This is a genomic window from Catenulispora acidiphila DSM 44928 (genome assembly GCF_000024025.1).
Lineage (GTDB): Bacteria > Actinomycetota > Actinomycetes > Streptomycetales > Catenulisporaceae > Catenulispora > Catenulispora acidiphila.
The window spans coordinates 3,477,446-3,497,868 of the sequence record NC_013131.1; the positions used below are offsets into that span (position 1 = coordinate 3,477,446).

The window sequence follows — 20,423 nt, forward strand, 5'->3', positions numbered from 1 at the left end:
GGCTTCGCGCGGGTGTTGATGGCCTCGCAAGGGGCGCAGTTCGGTGGGGGGTGGCTGGGGTGCGCTGGTGGCCGGCGGTAGTGCGTAAAAGTTTCTAAGGACCCGCCAGCTAACCGCGCTAATTGCGCCTCAGCCATCCACTCACCAAGCCCGAGCCCACGAAAAGGCGGTGCCGACCGATCCGGTCAGCACCGCCCCTCGCACTGCGAGCCCTACCGCAGCGCGAAAGCCACCACATCCGCGCCCTTCTCAGGCGCGGCCGGCAGCACGATCAGCCGGTTGCCCGCGACGTAAGCCGCGGCTGTTGGACCGCTCCAGTCCTTGCTGAGCGGGTCGGTGAGGCCGGATGACGTGGCGGTGCCGTCCTTTGTCGCGAAGGCTACGAGGTGTGCGGGGGTGTCGGCGGTGCCGCTTTCGAAGACGGTCACCTTGTCGGCGGTCAGGGCGGCGATGGTGACCGGGCCGGCGGGGGTCGCGGGGGCGCGCCACAGGCCGCTGTCCGAGGTCAGGTCGACGGCGACGAGGGAGGTGTGCGTGTCCTTGTCCGCGGTGGGTGCCACCAGGGTTCTGTCCTGGACGTGGGCCACGGGGTGCTGCTGTCCTTGCGGGCCGGTGTTCAGGTCTATGGCGCCGAAGTCGCCGGTGCCGGGGACCGCTGACAGGAGCTTGCCGTTGGCGTCGAAGGAGTAGTAGCGCTCGCCGCCCTGGGAGGCGACGTGGACGATCGTCGGGTCCGCCGGCTGGACCAGGGTGATCTGCGCGCCGTCCAGGCCTTCGCGCGGCAGGGGGGTGGTCCACAGCGTGCGGCCCGAGTGCGGGTCCTTCGCGGCCACCGCCATCCCGGCGCCGCAGTTCTCGACCACAGCCACCTCCGAGCTCTTCGCGCCGAGCTGATACAGCAGGCACGCCGGCTTCGCCTTGGCCAGGTCCTCGGTCCACAGCTGCTTGCCGTCGGCGGCGTTCCACGCCGTCACCGACGTGCCGACCTGCCCCGCCACCACCTCGCCGCCGAAGGACATCAGCGGCTGCGTCCCGGCTCCCGCGCCGGGAGCGGCCGAGAGCTGGGTGCTCCACACCTGGCGGCCGGTGTCGGTGTCGATCGCGGTGATCGTGGTGCAATTGCCGGACGGCCCGGACTGCACCAGACCGATCTTGCCGGCGGCCACCTGGCTCATCGCGCAGATCGACGCGCCCGGACCGCCCGGCGCTGGCGCGGCCCACAGCGACTTCCCACTCTCGGCGTCATACGCCTTCAGCGCGGTGGCGTCCCCACGCACGATCGCCTTGTCGTCCACCATCCAGCTGCCGACGACCGTCGCGGAATCCCCGCCGGCCGGCGCGGTCCACACCGCGGCGACGCCCTTGTCGACGGTCCGCGTGTCCTGACTCATGGGCACGGTCGGACCACCGGAGGTCGAGGACTGCTTCGAGTTCCCGCCCAACGTGATCACACCCACGACGACCGCCCCGGCGACGAGCACCGCCGCGGCCGAGGCGCCGATGATCGCCGTGCGCCGGCTCTTCTTCGGCGGCGCGAGCGGCATCGGCGGAGCCGGCTGTGTCTCAGGCCGGTAAGAGAACTGCGGCGGCGGCGGGATGACGTACTGCTCGTACCCGCCGGCGCTGCCGCCCCACCCGGAAGGAACACCCTGCGACGACCGCTGCTCGAAGGGCGGCGTCTGCGGCGTCTGCGGCCTCTGCTGCTGCGGAGGCCGAGGCTGCTGCTGCGGCTGCGCACGCGCCTGCCCGTGATCCCCACCATGGTGCAGCCCCGGAAACCTCGACCCCTGCCGCCGCTGCTGCTCCTGCCCCGGCATCTCCTCATCCGGCCGATACGGCGAATGCATCGGCGGCGGCGCCGGCCGCGGCGACGTCTCGTACGGCGGAGCGTCCTGCGGAGGCGGCGCAAACGGGCTCGGCCGGTTGTCCTCGTCACGCGGTGGTGTGCTCATCTTGTCCAGTCCCTACTTGAGACGTTCCAGGTGAAGCGGGAACCGTCTCGCGCAAGCCGCCGACCAACCCGCGACAGAACAACGAGATCCCCCCGAGAGGATTTTATCGATCCCCCGCTCGTCTCCGAAACCCGACACCCGCCTTATCAGGCGGGACGGCCGCCGCCGACCCTTACTTCAACCCACCCCGCAGCGCTTGTCGGCATCGGCGATGCGGCGGGTGTACGGCGCCAGAAGCTGGCAGCAGCGGACCAACGATCCTGGTGGCCAGCGGCATCCCGCCCGAGGCGCCAGTGAATGTGGCGCCGTGCCTGTCACATTTCCGCGTCGTTGAGAGCGAGGGAGCGCTCGGCCGCGTCGATGAGCTCCGCGTAGGTCATGACCTCGATCCGGTTCAGCACAGTGTTGTAGGTCCGAAGCGCTGCGGAGATCTCGTTGGCACGGAACGCTTCCTCGACGAAAGCGGGGTGACCGATGAGCACCGTGGCTGAAGCGCGGCGACACTCGATCCCATGGTCTGCAAGTATCGCGGCCCGGTTCTCGTCCAGAGAGCGGAGGTAGTTGGCTGCCTGCATCACAGCGTCGTGGACGACAGAGCCGACTGCGCAGTGCGAGCGCGTGGACGTGACAAGCTTGCGCTGATTCGCCTTCTTCAACTCGACCACATGGAGGGAGCCGTCGCCTCGTATCAGCGGGATGTCGAGTTCATCGAACGTGGTGAGCCGGCGGCGGGTGAGTTCGTCGACATAGCGTCCACCGAAGATCCATGCCTGTTGCTTCAGTTCGGCGTGGATTTCCTTTTCGCTGCTCGCAGGGTCCTCTACCACGGCGCGTAGGCGGTCAAGCGCGCCCTTTCGCTTGTGCCATTGCACAGCTCGCGCCACAAGCTCGGCGCCTGGGACGTTTGCGAGTTGCTCGGCGATCTCCGGCGTCAGATCCGAGCTATCGGGCTGTTCGTTCAGAACGAGCCGAATGTCCCGGAACCACGCAAGGTGTTCGGCGCTATAGCGGGGAAGCTTGACCCGCGGGAGTCGGCCTTCGCCGATGGTCCAGGCTCCCATGGCTCCTGTCACGTGGACGAGCCACTGGTGCATTTCGTGGCCGCTGGCGTGGGGCTGGTCTTTAAGATACTCGTCGAGGATTTCCGCACACCGCACCAGCCCGACTTCGAGATTCAGCCGCATGTACTTCTCGTGAGAAGCCCTGGCCTCGGGATCCCATCTGGTTTCGAGGAGCGTCAGGTGGATCGTGCCTGCTGCGTACTCCGCACAACCGGCCAGACGCTCAGCCAATGCGTTGTCATCCATGGCCGCAGCTGCTCGTGAGGCGGCCTCGATGTGGTTGACGAGTGGCCGCCCTCTTTGGTACTTCGACCTATCGCTGTTCGTGTATGCAAGGGCAGCGTCGATATGGTGACGGACCAGGTCCTCGCTGGTCATCTCGCGCGCCGCCGTGAGGAATCGGACGAGGGTGAAGCCGGAACGGAAGCCCATCGAGCCAGAATGGCACGGGCTATGCTATTGAAGGTGGGCTTTAGAGTAGGCGATCTTCGTCAGCTACTCAGCCAGATAAGCGGATGCCGTATTGGTGATCACGACTATGTCTCCTACTTCGAGAACGAACACGGCGAGCAGTTGATTTTCGTTCGTGAGCCGCGTGCGAAGCACGGCGTGCTTCTGCACTCCGACTTGGCCGTCTGGCTTAAGGCTTGCCTGATCGCGAGCAGTGCCGATGTGCAGTAACCCCTACTGCAACCCGCCCGAGCGCGACATCGAACTTGCTGCGGCTCATCTTCACCCTGTTCATGCCGACCACGATCGCCCTGCGCAGGTCGCCCGAGTCCTGCGTCGGTCAACGCTGGCCGGTCCGACCTCGGCGAGCACCGTTTTTCGCCTGCACTTCAAGTGCGGAGGTCTCCGCTGCTCCGGCCAACTGCGTCGTGCTTCTCATAGCCGAGGTGGGCACTGATTTCCCCTCCTGAACTCACCGGTGAGCTGAAGCCCGGTGCACTCGGCCTGGCCTAACAGCTGGTCCAGCAACTGTGCGCGATCGCATATTCACTGCACCGTCGTACGCCCTGGCGCGGGTCTCAGTCGGGTCTGATGAAACCGTGGTCGGTGATCAGCAGTGGAACGCAGGCGTTCGGCGCCTGCCATGGTGAGCGCCGGGAACATTGCCTCGGCGGCAGTGCTGACAAGTCGGTAGAGAGCTGCCTTTGGCCCGAATACGCGAAGGGCGCTACCTGGGTGGTGAGCGCCCTTCGCTTGGTTAGGCCGCTTTCTGCGGCTGCTTGGTCAGTCGGCGGCTAGTCCTTGGTGAGGTTGATGTCGTCGCAGGCTGAGGTGCCTGCTGTGTCTCGGTAGCAGTAGATGTCGACGCTGGTTCCGGTGGCGTCGGTGGTGAACTGGTCGGTGAGTTGGGTCCAGCCGGTGGCTGTGGTGTTGGCGTCGGTGACGCTGCCAGCGGTGTCGTACTGCTTGGCTCCCAGGTAGGTGGTGTTTCCGTCGGTGCGGACCCATCCGGTGAGGGTGTAGGCGGTGTTGGGCGTCAGGCCGGTGACGACCTGTTCGATGGACGCGTTGTCGCCGGTGGCGGCGTTGAGTTGTCCGGCGTAGGTGCCGGCGCGGGGGTTGGTGGTGGTGATGTCGGCGTTATAGGAGGCGGCCCAGCCGTCCAGGGTTCCTGTTTCGAAGTCGGGGTTGGCCACGGTTGCCGGGGTTTGCGTCAAGGCGAAGTCGTCGCAGGCGGAGGTGCCCGCAGTGGATCGGTAGCAGTAGATGTCGACGCTGGTGCTGTTCGTGCCGGTGGTGAATTGGCTGGTGAGTTGGGTCCAGCCGGTGTTGGTGGTGGTGGCGCCGGTGTCGTCGCCGGGGTCGGCGTCGTAGTCCTTGGTACCCAGGATGGTGGCGCCGCCGTCGGTGCGGATCCAGCCGGTGAGGGTGTAGGAGGTGTTGGGTGTCAGGCCGGTGACGACTTGTTCGATGGATCCGTTGCCGCCGGTGGGTGCGTTGATCTGTCCGGCGTAGGTGCCGCCGTGCGGGTTGGTGGTGGTGACCCCGGCGTTGTACGACTCGTTCCAACCGGCCAGGTTCCCGGTCTCGAAGTCGGGGTTGCCCACGGCGCCTGCCGCGGGGGTGGCCAGCAGGGTGAAGTCGTCGCAGGCGGAGGCGCCTGCGGTGGGCCGGTAGCAGTAGACGTCGACGCTGGTGTTGGTTGCTCCAGTCGTGAATTGGTTGCTGAGTTGGGTCCAGCCGGTGGCTGCGGTCGTGGCACCGGTGTCGTCATCGGCGGCGTCGTACTCCTTGGTGCCCAAGATGGTCGCACCGCCGTCGGTGCGGACCCAGCCGGTGAGCGTGTAGGAGGTGTTCGGCTTCAGCCCACTGACAACTTGCTCGACGGACCCGTTGCCCCCGGCAGGCGCGTTGATCTGCCCGGCGTAGGTACCGCTGTGAGGGCTATCGGTAGTGACCGCAGAGTTGTAGGACGCGCTCCAGCCAGACAGATCCCCCCTCTCGAAGTCGCCGTTGGCGACCGGCGCACTGCTGAGGACGATGACCTGTTTGGTGGTTGACGCGCTGGCGCCGTTGTCGTCGGTAACCGTCAACTTGACTGGGTATGTGCCTGGCGTCGAGTACGCGTGGGTCGCGACATTCGGGGTCGGCGATGTGGCGCTGGTGCCGTCGCCGAAATCGATGGCGTAGGCGGTGATCGAGGCTGCTCCGGGGTTCGTCGCGGAGTCGTCGATGGTGATCGGTTGCCCCACGCTGGACACAGGGGTCACGGTCTCGGACGCGACCGGGGCGGTGGACGTGGTGGGAACCAGCTGCAGGGTGTCGACGCCGATGTTGTACCGGTTGCCGGTGCTGGCTGCGTTCGTGCCGTTCAGCGTGAAGGTGAAGGTGTGCAAACCGCCGGCGGCCAGGTCGATTGTGCCGAAGTCGACGGGATTGACGGCGACGGCGGGGTTGTACGCATCGTACGTCCGAGCCAAGGTCTGCTGATTCGGTGCCCCAGCATCGACGGTGAGTGTCACCTTTCCGTAGTCGGTGGCTGAGGTCATGGTCGGGACGACGCGGTAGGTGCCCTTGTACGGGACGTACCACGGCAGCGTCAAAACTGCGCTCGGAAGGGTGTTGTTGAACATCTCCTGGGCACCGCCGGACCAGCTCACACCGCAGCAATCCGCCTGGGGTCCGAGCCCGCCGGTTCCGGTCCGACTGATGTTGTAGAGCAGCTCGGCTTCGGCCCGCTGGGTGGACCCGGCTGCTTCGGGAACCAGCCAAGCCTGCTGAAGACCGTTGCCGCAATCCCACAGCCACGGGTCGGTGCCGGAGTTGGTGGTCGCCCCGTTGTCGAGACAACGTCCGGATGCCGGGTTGTACAGCTGAGACCAGCCCGTGATGCCCGGGCTCTGCCGCACTTCGAACCGTTGAAGGCTGCTGATGGCGCCGAGCTGGGGATCGGCGGGGTTCGTCACGGTCACGCAGTCGCTGATCTGCAACGGGGACGTGTTGGCGGTGCCGCCGTTGTTGGCCCAGGTCGAGCCGATGGTCAGGCACTTGTGCTGGTTCGCCGTCCAGCGGATGGATCCGTCGTCAGTGAAGGTCCAAGTCTGGTTGGCGTTGTTCAGACACCGGTATTGCTGGAGCGGTGAGCCGTTCGCGGCGTTGCCGCCGGGCAGGTCCAGGCACAGCGGGCCGCCGCCGTTGTTCGTGCCCTGGGTCCAGCCGATCTGGATCGGGCCGGTCGAGGTCGTCGGGTCGTGGCCGTCGAGGGTCGTGACCTGCTTGACGGGGGTCCACGCGTTGCGGGAGGCGCCGTCGGCCAAAGTGGCCGTCGCCGGTCCGTCGGAGGTGGTGATCGGACCGCCGGCAGAACCCGGCAGCAGGGTGAGCTTGCCGTTCTGACCGGTCCCCCAGAGAGCGGGGTAGGCACCCGGGCCGCCTTCAGTCAGGGTGCCGTGGCCGTCGGTGCTCACGGTCGGGCTGCCCGCCCCGATCAGCGTCAGGTAGCTGCTGGTCGGGTACGAACCCTGGGTGGTGGCGGTCCCTACCCGGCCGACGGCGTGGGCGGCGTTCAGGTTGCCCAGACTGGTCGGGTCTTCGACGCCGTTCGAGGTCTTGTTGTCGAACTGCCACAACGTCCCGGTGGTGCGGTCACGGGCCCACAGGTCGGGCAGGGTCCCGCCGGACGCGTCACCGGGGATGGTTCCCGGCGCTATCAGGTCGACGTTGGCCCAGTTCCAGCCGGGCAGTGCGGAATAGCCGCCGGTCAAGTTGGAGGAGCCGATCAGCTTGGGAGTGGTGACCTGGTCGCCACCAGCCGGTTGGAACAGCCACAAGTTGGTCCCGCCGTTGCCGTCGTCCTCAACGGTGATGAGGTTGGTGCGGCCGGCGAAGGTGCCCGCCTTCTGGCCGGTGACCGAGCCGAAGGCCAGGATTTGTTTGACCTTCGACCAGTCGGCGTTGTCATAGCTCGCGCACTTGTTCCTGCTGTCGACTGCGGGATCGCAGGTTGGCCGGGTGACGACGACCTGGTGGGAGCGGGAGAACTGATCGCTCGGCACAGCGGCGCCGAACACGGCGGAGTTCAAGTAGTAGTACAGCGCGTGTGTCGTGAGAGAGTACGCATACAGATCGTCCACCGGGACGCCGCGCGCGGCTCCGCGGTGGCTGATCAGAGTGTTGCTCCAGTCATGGCCGTCGGGTGCGGCCGACGCCGGAGCGGCCTCGATGGCCGCCTGTTGAAGGCCGGCCGGCAGTGACGTGGGCGGAATCGCGGGGTCGGAGTTCCCGGGTTGGACGACCAGGTGGGCGTTCCCGTTGGCGTCGGGTGTCACCAGGACCAGGTCGGGTACGCCGCGTCCAGTGACGTCGCCGAGTGTGGTCGTGGCCTTGGGGTTGCCTGGTAGGTAGAAGTCGTACTGCGACACGGATGAGTAGTTGCCTGCGACGTCTACTGCTCGGATCCACAGGGTGTTCTCACCGAAGGTGGTGCGGCCGACGGGCAGAGTGAGGGTGCTGGTTCCGGAGGTGTATCCGACCCCGGTCACCGTGCCACCGCCGTTGTTCGCGTTGCCCACCATCGAGGCGGAGGTGTTCAGGGCCCAGTCGTAGTGGTCGATGGGGACTCCGCTGGTCTTGCCCGAGATGGTGAAGCTGCCGCCGGCGCCGGCGACGGAGACCGCAGGCTGCCCGATGATCGGAAAGGCCGTCGAGGAGATTTCGGGCTTGTCGGGCGACGTGAGGGCCGAGGTGAAGAAGCACTCGTCGTTCGAGTTGTTCAGACCCGGCTCGGAGTTGGAGGAGCGTGGGTGGCTGAGGTCTTCGATGGCGCCGAGGCCGGCGGTGTAGGTATCGCCGTCGTTCAGCATCAGGCTGGGGTCTTGGTGGAGCGCGGCGGTTTGCTGGCTGTATGTCGCGCTCTGGGTGGCGTGGTACCAACCGTCGGAGCCGGGATGGTCCTTGTCCGCGCTGTTCACCGCGGGTCCTATGATGCTCCCGGTTCCGTTCGCGAAATTGGTCATATCGTTGAGGAAGAACAGCGGTTGCAGAGGAATGCTGGGATCGATGTCCTCGATCTCGGTGTTGACCGTGATCGTGTTTCCGATGGACTTCCGAACGTAGCCGTGGGCGTTGCCGGTCGTGTCGCACGGACCGCCGGCCGTCGGGGTCGGAGTGATCGAGGTACCGACCACCCGTGGCGACTCCCAGAAGGTGATGCTCAACTGGGCGCTGCCGGGGTTCTGAGGGTCGTACTCGGGGGAGCCGTCCTCCCAGTCGTGGCGGAAGAAGGCCCACAGACCGGTCTGGTCCCTCTCATCATGGAACTTCAGGCCGACGTCGACGGTGGCGCCGCCGTGCTCGTACACGTTCTGGACCTGGTTGCTGTCGTTGAACTGGAGCTTGTAGCCGATACCGCCCAGACCGGAACACTGCGTCGCACCGTGTGAGTCGACCGGGTACACCCCGTTGCCGCCGCTGATCACGGTGTCGTCCTGCCCGTTCCACGGCGAGGTGTAGCCGGCGTAGGCGTTGGCGCCCAAAGGGTTGCCGTTGGCATCATGCAGAGCTGTTTGCCATGTGACGCCGGGGAAGAACCGGTCGATGGCGACCACGTCCATCAAGTGCGGATTGCCAGAGCAGTATTGGCTGGTCACAGTGAACTGCGCGCTCATCGTCGAGGGATCGACGCCGGCCGGGATGAGCGAAGTGTCGACGTTGTACTCGAACATCGAGCGGACGATGCCGGAGGCGCCGTACCATCCGGCGCGCATCACCTCTGTCTGAGATCCGCCCTCCGCGTCGAAGTAGCTGGTACCCGGATTACCCGAGTGGATCTCAGCCCAGTTCTGCAATGGCGCGTACGCGGTGGGGTCGATGTAGACCGGGAACTTGGTGTTCTTGCCTGTCAGAAGATCCTTGACGGGCTGCACCTTGATGGTCGACCCCGTCAGCGACTCGGGCATCGTGGCTGTCTGCGCTGCGCTGCCGGGACCGTCCGCGCTGCTCGCGGTGGGGCCGTCAGCGCTTTGTTGAGCCGGTGCCGCAGATCGGGCGAGGGCAGTCGTGGTGCTGGTGCTCGAATCCCACATCAACGCCGTGCCGGTGCCGAACACGGCCGTGCCGGCGGCGTCGGTGGCGACGATCGCGCCGTTGACGTTCGTGCCGAGTTTGAGGTCCGGGCTGGTCGTCGTGCCCAGGGCGATCGAGGACAGAGCTGGATTGGCGGCTGCCGCCGCGGTCTTGACGATGAGGACTTCGCGGATGCCTTCAGCGTCTGCCGTGACACGCAGGTCTGTGTCCGGATAGACGTTCGGGTACAGGGCGGAACTGCCGGACAGAACGGGTTTGGGGAGTGCGGCGGGCCAGGTCAGCGTGGCCCTGTGGCCGCCGTCGTCCAGCCGGGCCAGCGCGCCGGTGCCGCCGCCGGAGAACGTGATCCCCAGGACCGCGGCCTTGGCGTGCACCGAGCCGTCCGCGGCCCGGACCAGGGTCGTGTCGATCGGCCCCCACGAACCGGTGACATCGGTACGGACGGCGTCTGTGTCCTGGGTGAGGTTGAAGGAGCCGTCCGGGTTGGCGTACATCGTGTCGTGCGCGGTGTTCGCGGCCTCGACGACGACCTGTTTCTTGGTCTGCTCCGCTTTGGCGTGGGCGACCGCCATCGCCTTGCGCAAGGCGGCCTGCGGGTCGGGAGCGGCCGGCGCCGGTTTGGCGGCAGCAGCGGCGCTCGGGCCCTGGACGGCGGCGGGAGCCGCCGCGGCGGGCTGGTCCGACCTCGCAGCAGCGGCGGCGCCAGCCGCCGCGATCGGAGCCGCGGTGATCGCGAGCGCCGGCGCCGCAACCAGGACAATTGCATTTCTCAGTCGTCGAATACGACTGTTTCGGTGCTCCCGCACGAATCCCTCCCCGGTGTTCGCCCAAACGGCAGACGGAGTCAGAAAGTAGCGTGGTGGCGGCGGCGGCACAAGATTGCGACTCAATGGCAAAGGGTGGATATTCGCGACCGTATGGTTTGTCGGCCGTGTCCTGACTCGACCACCTTGGCCTGCGGTTTACCGGCCCGCCGCGAGGGGGATCACTTTCGGTCGTCCCGTTCGGGTAAGGCCTCCCGACCCCGGTTCGGCAATTACGGAAAGTGACAGCGGGGATCGGCTATTGCGCCAGATCTCAGTGATCGAGTACCGTTCCGTGCGTTTCTGAGTTATCGGCATCGGTGGTGCTCGTCGTCGCGGAATTCCGACACCGGATTTCGTGTCCGCTGGGCTGCTTGACAGGGGTGGGGGCAGTGGCAACACAGCAGAGGTCTGTGACGAAGGCTCGCGTGATGCGTCGCAGACGCCTCATGGCGGCCGCCGTCGTGACGGCGTTGACGATCGGCGTCGTGTCGGGGCTGCCGCACAGCGCGGATCAGGCTCAGGCCGCGGGCAAAACCAAGACCGCCAAGTACAACGGCAAGTCGGTGGTGACCGACACCCCGATCAAGACCGGTCCCTGGCACGGCAAGAACCCTCCGGCTCCGCCGCCTGCCAAGGGCTCGATCCCTTCTCAGACGACCTTCCCCGCCGCGGCTCAGGCGGATCTCACGTTGACGGCTCCGACCGCCTCGGGAGCCCGCACCTCGGCATCTGCGGATACTGTTTCGAACGTGCCCTATGCGAGCGCTGCGGGCGTTCCTGTCGCCGTTGCCGCAGACCCGGCCGACAGTCAGAACCTTGCCTCGTCGGACCAGCTTCCGTCCCGGGTCAAGGCGGGAACCGCGGCGAGCATCCCGACCACGGTGCACGTGACCGTCACCGATCATGCGACCGCTGTGGCCGCAGGTGTCTCCGGCGAGATCGTCTCCGTTTCCCGGACAGACGGGAAGACGGGCGCAGCCGACGCCGCCGTCGCCTTGGACTACAGCTCCTTCGGTCAGGCTTACGGCGGCGACTATGCGTCCCGGCTGGATCTCGTTGCTCTGCCGCCGTGCGCGCTGACCACGCCGAAGGTCGCCGCATGCCAGAAGGAGACCCCGCTCCGCTTCGCCAATGACGCCACCCACCAGCGGTTGACCGCATCGGTGACGATCCCCGGTGGAACCCATCCCAGCGTGAGCACGAAGTCCGACGGGAAGTCGGCAGCGCCCGGCGGCACGCTGGTCCTCGCGGCCACCGCCACCGGGAGCGGATCTGCCGGGTCCTACAACGCCACCTCGCTGTCGGCGTCGAACTCGTGGTCCGAGTCGAGCAACACCGGGAACTTCACCTACAGCTACCCGATCTCTGTGCCGCCGGCCATCGGCGGTGCCGCGCCGACTGTGGCCTTGTCCTACGACTCGGGAGCGGTGGACGGCCACTCGACCGTGGAGAACGGGCAGTCGTCCTGGATCGGCGACGGCTGGGACTACAGCCCCGGTTACGTCGAACGCTCCTACGTGCCCTGTTCGAAGGCCAAGCCGACCTCGTGGTCGACCTCGACCGACAACTGCTTCGCGCTGGACGCGAACGGCAATCCCGTGCCGGCCCTGACCCTGTCGTACGGCTCGCACGGCGGACAACTGGTCCACGACGATGGCGACACCACGAACACCCACTTCAAGCTGCAGCAGGACGACGGCACCCAGATCGACCTGCTACCGAACACCGCGACGACAACCGCCACGTCGGAGATGTTCCGGATGCGGATGCCCGACGGCACCACCGCTTATTTCGGTGCCGATACTGTGCCCGCGGAGCTGAACAACGGCGTGGCGGTGAAGCCGTTCGGGGCCACCAACTCGACCTGGTTCGAGCCGGTCTTCAACAACCCGGCCGCCAATAGCGTGTGCAAGGACCCGACGAAGGCGACCGCGGCGAACTGCGAAACTGCCTGGCGCTGGAACCTCGACTTCGTCGTCGACCCGCACGGCAATGTTCAACAGGTCTTCTACAACGCCGATCTCAACGCGTACGGGCGTGGCACCGCGCAGACCGCCGCGACGTACGTCCGGGGTGGTACGCCGAAGGAGATCGACTACGGATGGCAGCTTTCCGACGCCATCGCGGGCCGGCAACCCGGTGCCAAGGTCTATTTCGGCAGTGTGCAGCGTTGCGTCGACCCCGCGTTGGACGGCGGGTACGGAGCTTCCTCCGGGGGCAGCGCGGGATGCCAGAGCGCACCGATCACCAGCGCGAATCTGCCCGGATTCCAGGACACGCCGTATGACCTGTACTGCCCGACCACCAATGCCACCTGCATCGAAGCGGCGCAGAACTCCCCGACGTTCTGGTCGACGATGCGGCTGGCCACCATCGTCACCGAGGTCCGGGAGAACAACGCTTGGCACTCGGTCGACCAGTACAACCTGTTCGACCAGTTCAACCTGGCCGGTGACCAGAACAACTCGTTCAACCGGCCGCCTTTGTGGCTGGCGGCGATCCGTCATTGCGCCGCGGGCAACGTCGACACCCACCAGATCTGTCTGCCGGCCTCCGGCGCCGGATCGCTGTCCGTGCCGGACGTGACCTTCGCAGGCTCGGGTGCGCAGATGGCGAACCGCGTGCCGGGCGTTACCGGCAGCGGTGGGACGAACCTGGGCTTGACCCCGATCGACCGTGCCCGCCTGGTCACCATCACCGATGAGCTCGGTGCCCAGACCACGATCACCTACGACGTGCCCTCGGCCTTCGCGCTCGGCTGTACTGCTCCGCCGAGCGGGCCTGCCGACTGGCACAACACCAAGCTCTGTTACCCGGAGTACTGGACCCCGCCGGGCGAGCCTTCTCCGATCACCGACTGGTTCCACAAATATGTCGTCACCGGGATCACGACCAAGGACGACTCGGGCACCGGTGCGTCTCTGGCCACGTCGTACACCTACGACACCACGACGGGCGCGGCGTGGCACTCCAATGACTCGGAGTTGGTGACCGATCCCAAGGCCCGTACTTACGACCAGTACCGCGGTTTCGCCTCCGTCACCACGACGCAAGGCGACGGCAGCGACACACCGGCCGGCCAGACGACGACCACGTATTTGCGCGGTATGGACTGGGACCCGGATATCAAGGCCGTGGCCGCGGGCGTTGACTGTCCGAACACCGCAGCGGGTATCACGCAGGCCGAGTGCCCACGCGTGAGCGTCAGGGACTCCCAGGGCGGATCGACGACCGACGACGTGATCTTCAACGGCGAAGCGCTGGAGACTCAGACCTTCACAGCGGCCAACGGCAGCGTGTGGAACGACACCGTTTCCCGTCCCTATCTCTCAGCGCCTGTGGCGGCGCACGCGCGAGTGAGTCCGCTTCCGGCATTGCGTGCGCGTCAGATCGGTACCGCGGCCGCGCTCACGACGACACCGACGGCCGCGTACGGGACGGTGCCCAAGGGCACCCGCACTGTGGAAACCGACAACCTCTACGATCCCAACCTCGCCCACGGTGGCCGGACGATCGCCTCATGGGCCAAGAGCCCGGTGTACAGCCAGACTCCCGCGCAGCCGGACACGACACCGTCGCTGTGTACGGTACCCAGCTATGCCACGGATTCGGCGAAACCCTGGATAACGGGCTACACCGATCAGATCATGACGTTCAGAGCTGCCACCCCGTGTTGGGATTCCTCCAACAACGTCGCTTCGACGACGGCGGCGACCGCTGTGTCTGGCACTCAGAGCTTCTACGACAATGACGCAGGCGCGAACCCCACCACGGTGTCGACGGGCGATATCACTGTGGCGAAGGTCTTGGATTCCTTCAGCGGTTCGACTCCTGTGTTCGTGACCAAGTCCAGCAGCGGCTATGACGGCTACGGCCGAGTCATCCTGAGCCGCGATGCGCTGAACCGAGCGGCCAAGACCGACTATTACTCGGCCGCAGCTGGGGAACTGCCGAACAAGACCGTGGGGACCAATCCCATGGGTTGGACAAGTACCACGCTGATCGACCCCACACGGTCTGTGCCCACGGACACGACCGACGCCAACGGCAAGACGGTGCACGAGACGTACGACAGCTTGGGGCGCTTGACCGCGGAATGGAACATCGACAATCCGTACACGCCTACCAACACGCCGCCAGCGAACTCCGTCTTCAAATACACCGTCAACACCGCGACGCCGTCCGTCACCGAGACCGACAAGTTGCGCTCTGACGGTACCTACACGGCGGGTTTCACCCTGGAGGACTCCCTCGGCCGCACCATCCAGACACAGTCGAGCCCGGTCAACGACGTCTCGGGGCGGGTCGTCACAGCGACCACGTACGACTCGCTCGGGCACGCGGCCAGCGTCACAGGTCCGGAATACGACTCGGCGAACGCTCCCTCGGGAAAGCCTTGGGCGGCAGTGTCGGGTTCCCATCCGTTGCGAGCCACCACCACGCTCTATGACGGCATGAGCCGACCGACAGTGGTAACGACGTACTCGGCAGCCAACGCCGTCACGCATTCGGTCACGTCCTATCCCGGCGCCGACCGGACCGACGTCACACCGCCGATCGCGGGCGCGGTGCCGATAACCGGGCCGGACAACCAGCCGACGTCTGGAACCAAGGCGTCCACGCTCACCGATGCGCGCGGGAACACCACAGCGCTGTACACGTACAAGGGCCTGGACCCGGCCGCCTTCCCGTTTGGTACCGCCTCGGCCGCCGACGTCACGAGCTACTCCTATGACGCAGCTGGGAACCAGACCCAGGTCAAGGACGCGCTCGGCAATACCTGGACCTACACCTTCAACCTGCAAGGCCAGAAGACGACCGCCGATGACCCCGACACCGGGGTCACGACCTACGGCACGCCGGCCAACGGTGCGAACCCCTACGCCAGCGGCTACGACGCGGTAGGCAATCTTGTCCAGGTCCAGGACGGTCGCGGAAAGGCGTTGCACTACTCCTACGACGCGCTGAACCGTAAGACAGCCGAGTACTCGGGAACTTCGACCTCGGGGACGCAACTTGCACAGTGGGATTTCGACAGTCTGGCAAAGGGTCAGCCCACCGACAGCAAGCGGTTCACCACGGGTGCCGGTCAGCCGTACGTCAACGCGGTCGCGGGGTACGACGCGGGCTACCGCCCCACAGGGCAGTCGGTCACCATTCCGTCCGGGGACGGCAATAACACCTTGGCGGGTACATACACCACGGGCCTCACGTACACCCCGATCACCGGCCAGCTGTACCAGACGACCCTGCCGACCCTGCCGACCGGCGACGACCTGCAGCCTGACGTCGTCACGAACGGATACAACGACAACGGATTGCTGACCAGTACCGGCGACTACTTCGCCGACCTGCTCACGGACTCCTCGTACACGGAGTACGGCGAAGTCCAGCGCCGGCTGCTCGGCGACTATCCGAACCAGGTCGCCGCCGACACCGTCTACGACCAGGCGACGCGCCGCGTCGGCAACTACACAGTCAGCGCTCTGGCCTGGAACCGGCCGATCGACACCACCGCCTACACGTACAACACGGCGGGGCAGATCACCTCGGAGACCGACCTCCAGGGCAACGCGACCAGCTACAACAGCTCCACGGGCTTGGTCTCGGCCAGCGCTGCCCAGGATGTTCAGTGCTACGCGTACGACTACGCGGGCCGGCTGTCTGCGGCATGGACTGACAACAAGATCGCCAACGGCACCGTCTTCGGCACAGTGAACGGCGTCCAGGACACCTTCGCCGCGCAGCCGCCGGATGGCGCGTTCGGCAGCTGCGTCGATCCCCAGCCCTCCACGAGCAACCGCGCGGCGGCCAGCGCCCAACTCACAGGCGCGGGCGCTTCCCCGGCGGCGTACTGGCAGACCTACAGCATCGACGCGGTCGGTGACCGCAAATCGGAGACCGACTACAGCCTCGGTACCGACCCCAGCCAGGACACCACCAATACCTACACCTACCCCGCAGCGGGTACCCGCGCTCCCGGCAGCGGACCCCACACTCTGAGCCAGGTGACCCACACAACGGGCACCAGTCCCAGCATCAGCGACACCTACACGTATGACAACAGCGGCAACCTGAAGACGCATGCAATCAGCAACCAGCCGACCAAGAACCAGTCCCTGGCCTTCGACGCCGAAGGCCACCTGTCCACGGACACGGACACCGCAGGCGACAGCGCCTCCTACACCTACGACGCCGACGGCACCCAGCTGATCCGCCGTGACGCCACCGGCGCGACGCTGTACCTGAGCGGCACCGAGCTGCACATGGACACCAGCGGCGTCGTGACGGGCCAGCGGTACTTCAGCTACCCTGGCGCCCCGACCATCGTGGAATCCGGCGGCAGCGCACCGGTCATCAGCTACGAGGCCGGCAACCAGCAGGGCACTGCGACCACCGCCATCGCCGCCGGCACCGGCACCCCCGGATCGCCCGCGACACCGGACAAGAGCGTCATCGCCCGGCGCGCCTACACACCGTTCAACACCCCTCGCGGTACGGCGAACACCACCAACAGCTGGGGTCTGAGCTTCCCGGACGACCACACCTTCCTCGGCGCCAGCACGGATGCCTCCACCGGCCTCGTCGACATCGGAGCACGCAAGTACGACCCGTCGACCGGCCGCTTCATCTCCGCGGACCCCCTTCTCCAGGAGGACTCGCCACAGACCATCGGCGGCTACGCCTACGCCGGAAACGACCCGGTCGACGGAAGCGACCCCACCGGGCTGCAAATGAAGGCAGCCATCTACGGCGACGGAGGCACCACCCCGGTCGTCAACGGCCAGCAGATGCTCTCGATCTCACCACACGTCTCCGTGAGCGCGAACAGCAAGAGCTTCCTCCATCTGTACGAGGCCTACGCCAAAGGCATGGAGTGGACGTACAGCCACGGAAGCTACAAGGACGCGAGATCCCAGGAAGCGGCCGCATGGAACGCCGGCTGCTCCCGCATCAACGATTGCACGTTCAACGGCCTGACCACGGCCATCGGAAACCTCGACGACACGACCCCGACCAACCGCAAGGCCACTCCGATCCAAGGCATCGACGTCGTCGGCATAGGCCCGGAGGAGCACGTGCTCGAAATGTCCGGCGACGGCACCGTGAGCGACTACACGTCACTGACGCACGGCGAACTGGGCTCTGGTGCGCTCGAGCTGGGGGTCCGGGCCGGCGGCCTCGCCATGAATCTGGCCTCCGCGATGACTCAGCAGTTCTGCCACTCGTTCGCCGCCGATACCGAAGTGCTGATGGCCGACGGCACCGACAAGGCCATTCAGGACGTCGCCGTGGGCGACGAGATCAAGAACGCCCAGCCCGACGGCCCGAACGAAAAGCACCGCGTCGACGAAATCCACAAGACACTGACCGACACGGACTTCACCGACCTGACCGTCAGCACCCCCACTGGTCCCCGAACCATCACCGGCACCCAGAACCACCCGTACTGGGACGCGACGACCGGGAAGTTCACAATCGCCTCCCAACTCAAGCCAGGCGATCACCTTCAGACCGATGATGCTGGCGCCGTCACGGTGCTTACGGTCCGCGACTACGTCTCATCGATGGTGACGTATGACCTCACCATCGACGGGCTGCACACGTACTATGTGGTCGCAGGCGACACGCCGGTGCTGGTGCACAACTGCGGAGGCTGGCTTGACGGCCATGAGTCGAATTGTGTCTGTGACGGAACCGGCGGGGACCCAGTGTACCCGGACGGTCCAAGTTCTGCCGATGTTGATGAGGCATACGCGCAGCGCTCGGATGAACAAGATGAAAAGGAGCCAACTGCTGCAGAGGTGGCACAGAGCATCGCGAACGGTCACGCCGGGGGAAAGCACGCGGGTGACTTCCCTGGAATGACAGTCGACGATCTTGCGAGTCATACTGAATCGGTCCTCGACAACGCGGCTATGACGAAGCCGTTGAGTAAGGGCAGAATTGCCTTCTCGGACGGTATCTCGGTCGTCTTGTACGATCCGAACACCGACGATAAGGGAACAATATTTACGCCGGATGACTTCGACGAATATTGGAAGGGTTTGAGTTAGTGGCAGTCAGAGAAGTGCGACCGCTTGATCTGATCGCGACGGCAGAGGTCGAATTGCTCGACCGTGGCCTGCTGGAATGGAGTGGCCCGGCCCGATGCACTGACGAGTTTGCCGTTGCCATGGGATTTCAAAGTTATCGCAACCTCATCGAAGAAGGTCGTCGGCTTCGGCGGAATCTGAACGACAATACAGTGATTGACGCGGATGACTGGACACGTATACTACTGGCTGTGGAGATTGCTTTTGTCAGCGACCTCGCTGGTTCCGGTGTTGAATGGTCGACCACTACCGGCTATGCGGATGAATATACGATTGCGATACTGAGGTCGATCCAGCGTAAAGTTGCTGTCATTGTTAGGGCGACCGATGCCTAGTCGGCTCTGCGGTTGTCGGCTGCAACGGCGCGCCGTCGAGTTCTCGGTTAGCCGGTGATACTGATCAACAAGAAACGAGAGTCGGTCCGGGCTTGGCCGGCCAGAGTGTCAGATGTTGAGAGGGTTGGCTTAAATCCGGTCACTGTATGTTCGCGCGGAGTGTCTTCCCTCACTTTGTAAAACCGTCGGCCTCGCGCAGATTGGTGCGTCCGGTACAGCTTCTTCCTACTTCAACCCACCCCGCAGCGCGTCGACCCGCCCCACCGCCGCGTCGAACCCGCTCCGGCTCAGCTTCCCGTTGTTCACGGCGGCCACGAGTGCTGCTGCCGCGGCGTCGCCCTGCGCCGGGTCGCCGGAGGAGCACAGCAGGAGGTCCATGCCTGCCTCCGCTGCCGACAGGGCGCGGTTGCCCGCGGTGCCGTACGCCTGCAGCGCGCCGGCTTCCAGCGCGTCGGTGATGGTCACGCCCTTGAAGCCGACGCGGTCGCGTAGTTCCTGCTGGACGATTGTGGAGGACATGCCTGCCGGGCGGTTGGCGTCTAGGGCCGGGTAGATCGCCCAGGACATCATCACCAGTTTCAGGCCGTTCTGCACTGCTGCGGCGTAGGGCAGTTCGTCGATGCTGCGCAGGTTGCTCAGGGACACGGTGAGGGTCACCGGGTGCTCGTCGGTGTTGGCGCCGTTGGGTGCGGAGCCGAGGCCGGGGAAGTGCTTGGCGGTGGCGGCTACGCCGGTGTTCTGCTGGGCCACGATGAAGTTCGAGCCCAGCTGCGAGACTGTGTTCGGGTTCTGGCTGAAGGAGCGCTGGGCGGCGTCGAGGAAGTTGCCTGGGGTGCGGTAGACGTCCAGGACCGGCGCGAGGTTCAGGTTCATGCCGACGCCCGCCATGTTCTGTCCGGCTGCGGTGCCTTGGGCGGTTGCCGCGCCGGGGGGGTTCGAGCTCTGGCCGACCTGCTTCGCCGAGTCGTACGGCGGTCCGGGCAGGCGCTTGACGATGCCGCCCTCCTGGTCGGTCATCAGCAGCAGCGGCAGGTGGACCGGGCTGGCCGCCTGCGCCTGGCGCAGCTCGGTGATGACGCCGGCGATCTGCGACTGGCTGGAGATGTTGCCGCCGAAGAAGATGACGCCGCCGACGTCGCCCTGCCGGATCAGGGTCAGCAGATGCTGCGGCGGGGTCAGGCCCTGGTAGGAGTAGATGACCCGCTGCCCGGCCTCCTGCTGCAGCGTCAGGTTCCCGGGCGCCGCGGGCGAGCTGGACGGAGTCGTCGGCGGCTTCGGGGTCGTCGAGCTCGACGACGAAGACGGCGCCGAGGACGACGAGGAGCTCGACGACGAAGTAGTCGTCGGTGTCGAGGACGAAGACGTCGTCGTCGGTGTCGACGAAGTCGTCGTGGACGACGAGCTCGAACTCCCCTGCGCCGCCGGCTTCGACGCGCCGCTGGAGCACGCCCCGCTCAGCAACCCCACCGCCGCGACCAGCGTCACCGCCGCCACGCCGCCGGTCTTCTTGCCCCGTCCGCTCCGCATCCCAGCATCAGCCATGGTCTCCACCCTGGCGAATGCCGGCGCCAGATGCCAGCCGGATGGGCCGTTTCGGTGCGTCGCCCGGGCTCGCCGTTCGGGCTACCGGGGATGACAA

General features: G+C 66.1%; 7 protein-coding genes. 3 read left to right on the forward strand and 4 right to left on the reverse strand.

Annotated features, from left to right (window positions below; translation table 11 throughout):
* Positions 1–212: 212 nt before the first annotated feature.
* Positions 213–1,952 (reverse strand): outer membrane protein assembly factor BamB family protein, encoded by a 1,740-nt coding sequence (locus tag CACI_RS15720; RefSeq protein WP_083795724.1) that lies wholly within the window; start codon positions 1,950–1,952, stop codon positions 213–215.
* Positions 1,953–2,266: 314 nt separating this feature from the next.
* The gene (locus tag CACI_RS15725) at positions 2,267–3,445 is read right to left on the reverse strand and encodes a Shedu immune nuclease family protein (protein ID WP_012787364.1); all 1,179 of its coding nucleotides are present in this window, start codon (positions 3,443–3,445) and stop codon (positions 2,267–2,269) included.
* Positions 3,446–3,478: 33 nt separating this feature from the next.
* Here CACI_RS15725 and CACI_RS15730 point away from each other — a divergent pair, with 33 nt between their 5' ends.
* The gene (locus tag CACI_RS15730) at positions 3,479–3,694 is read left to right on the forward strand and encodes a hypothetical protein (RefSeq protein ID WP_143765261.1); all 216 of its coding nucleotides are present in this window, start codon (positions 3,479–3,481) and stop codon (positions 3,692–3,694) included.
* A gap of 563 nt (positions 3,695–4,257) precedes the next feature.
* Here CACI_RS15730 and CACI_RS15735 read toward each other — a convergent pair.
* Complete coding sequence (locus tag CACI_RS15735) at positions 4,258–10,353, reverse strand: carbohydrate binding domain-containing protein (RefSeq protein ID WP_012787366.1); 6,096 nt, start codon at positions 10,351–10,353, stop codon at positions 4,258–4,260.
* A 428-nt stretch (positions 10,354–10,781) separates the two neighbouring features.
* Here CACI_RS15735 and CACI_RS15740 point away from each other — a divergent pair, with 428 nt between their 5' ends.
* Positions 10,782–18,410 carry an RHS repeat-associated core domain-containing protein gene (locus CACI_RS15740; RefSeq protein ID WP_012787367.1) on the forward strand — a complete coding sequence of 2,543 codons (7,629 nt, stop codon included), beginning with the start codon at positions 10,782–10,784 and terminating at the stop codon, positions 18,408–18,410.
* Positions 18,410–18,784 carry a hypothetical protein gene (locus CACI_RS49825; protein ID WP_143765262.1) on the forward strand — a complete coding sequence of 125 codons (375 nt, stop codon included), beginning with the start codon at positions 18,410–18,412 and terminating at the stop codon, positions 18,782–18,784. The genes CACI_RS15740 and CACI_RS49825 overlap by 1 nt, the downstream gene beginning before the upstream one ends.
* Positions 18,785–19,009: 225 nt before the next feature.
* On the opposite strand, the gene CACI_RS15745 is transcribed toward CACI_RS49825, so the two are convergent.
* Positions 19,010–20,326, reverse strand: coding sequence for a glycoside hydrolase family 3 N-terminal domain-containing protein (locus CACI_RS15745; protein WP_012787368.1), 1,317 nt, complete (start codon positions 20,324–20,326; stop codon positions 19,010–19,012).
* Positions 20,327–20,423 lie beyond the last annotated feature (97 nt).

Bases quoted from the DNA above. Each gene is read 5' to 3' on its own strand.
- CACI_RS15725 (WP_012787364.1), bottom strand. From the start codon at position 3,445: ATGGGCTTCCGTTCCGGCTTCACCCTCGTCCGATTCCTCACGGCGGCG.
- CACI_RS15720 (WP_083795724.1), bottom strand. From the start codon at position 1,952: ATGAGCACACCACCGCGTGACGAGGACAACCGGCCGAGCCCGTTTGCG.
- CACI_RS15745 (WP_012787368.1), bottom strand. From the start codon at position 20,326: ATGGCTGATGCTGGGATGCGGAGCGGACGGGGCAAGAAGACCGGCGGC.
- CACI_RS15740 (WP_012787367.1), top strand. From the start codon at position 10,782: ATGCGTCGCAGACGCCTCATGGCGGCCGCCGTCGTGACGGCGTTGACG.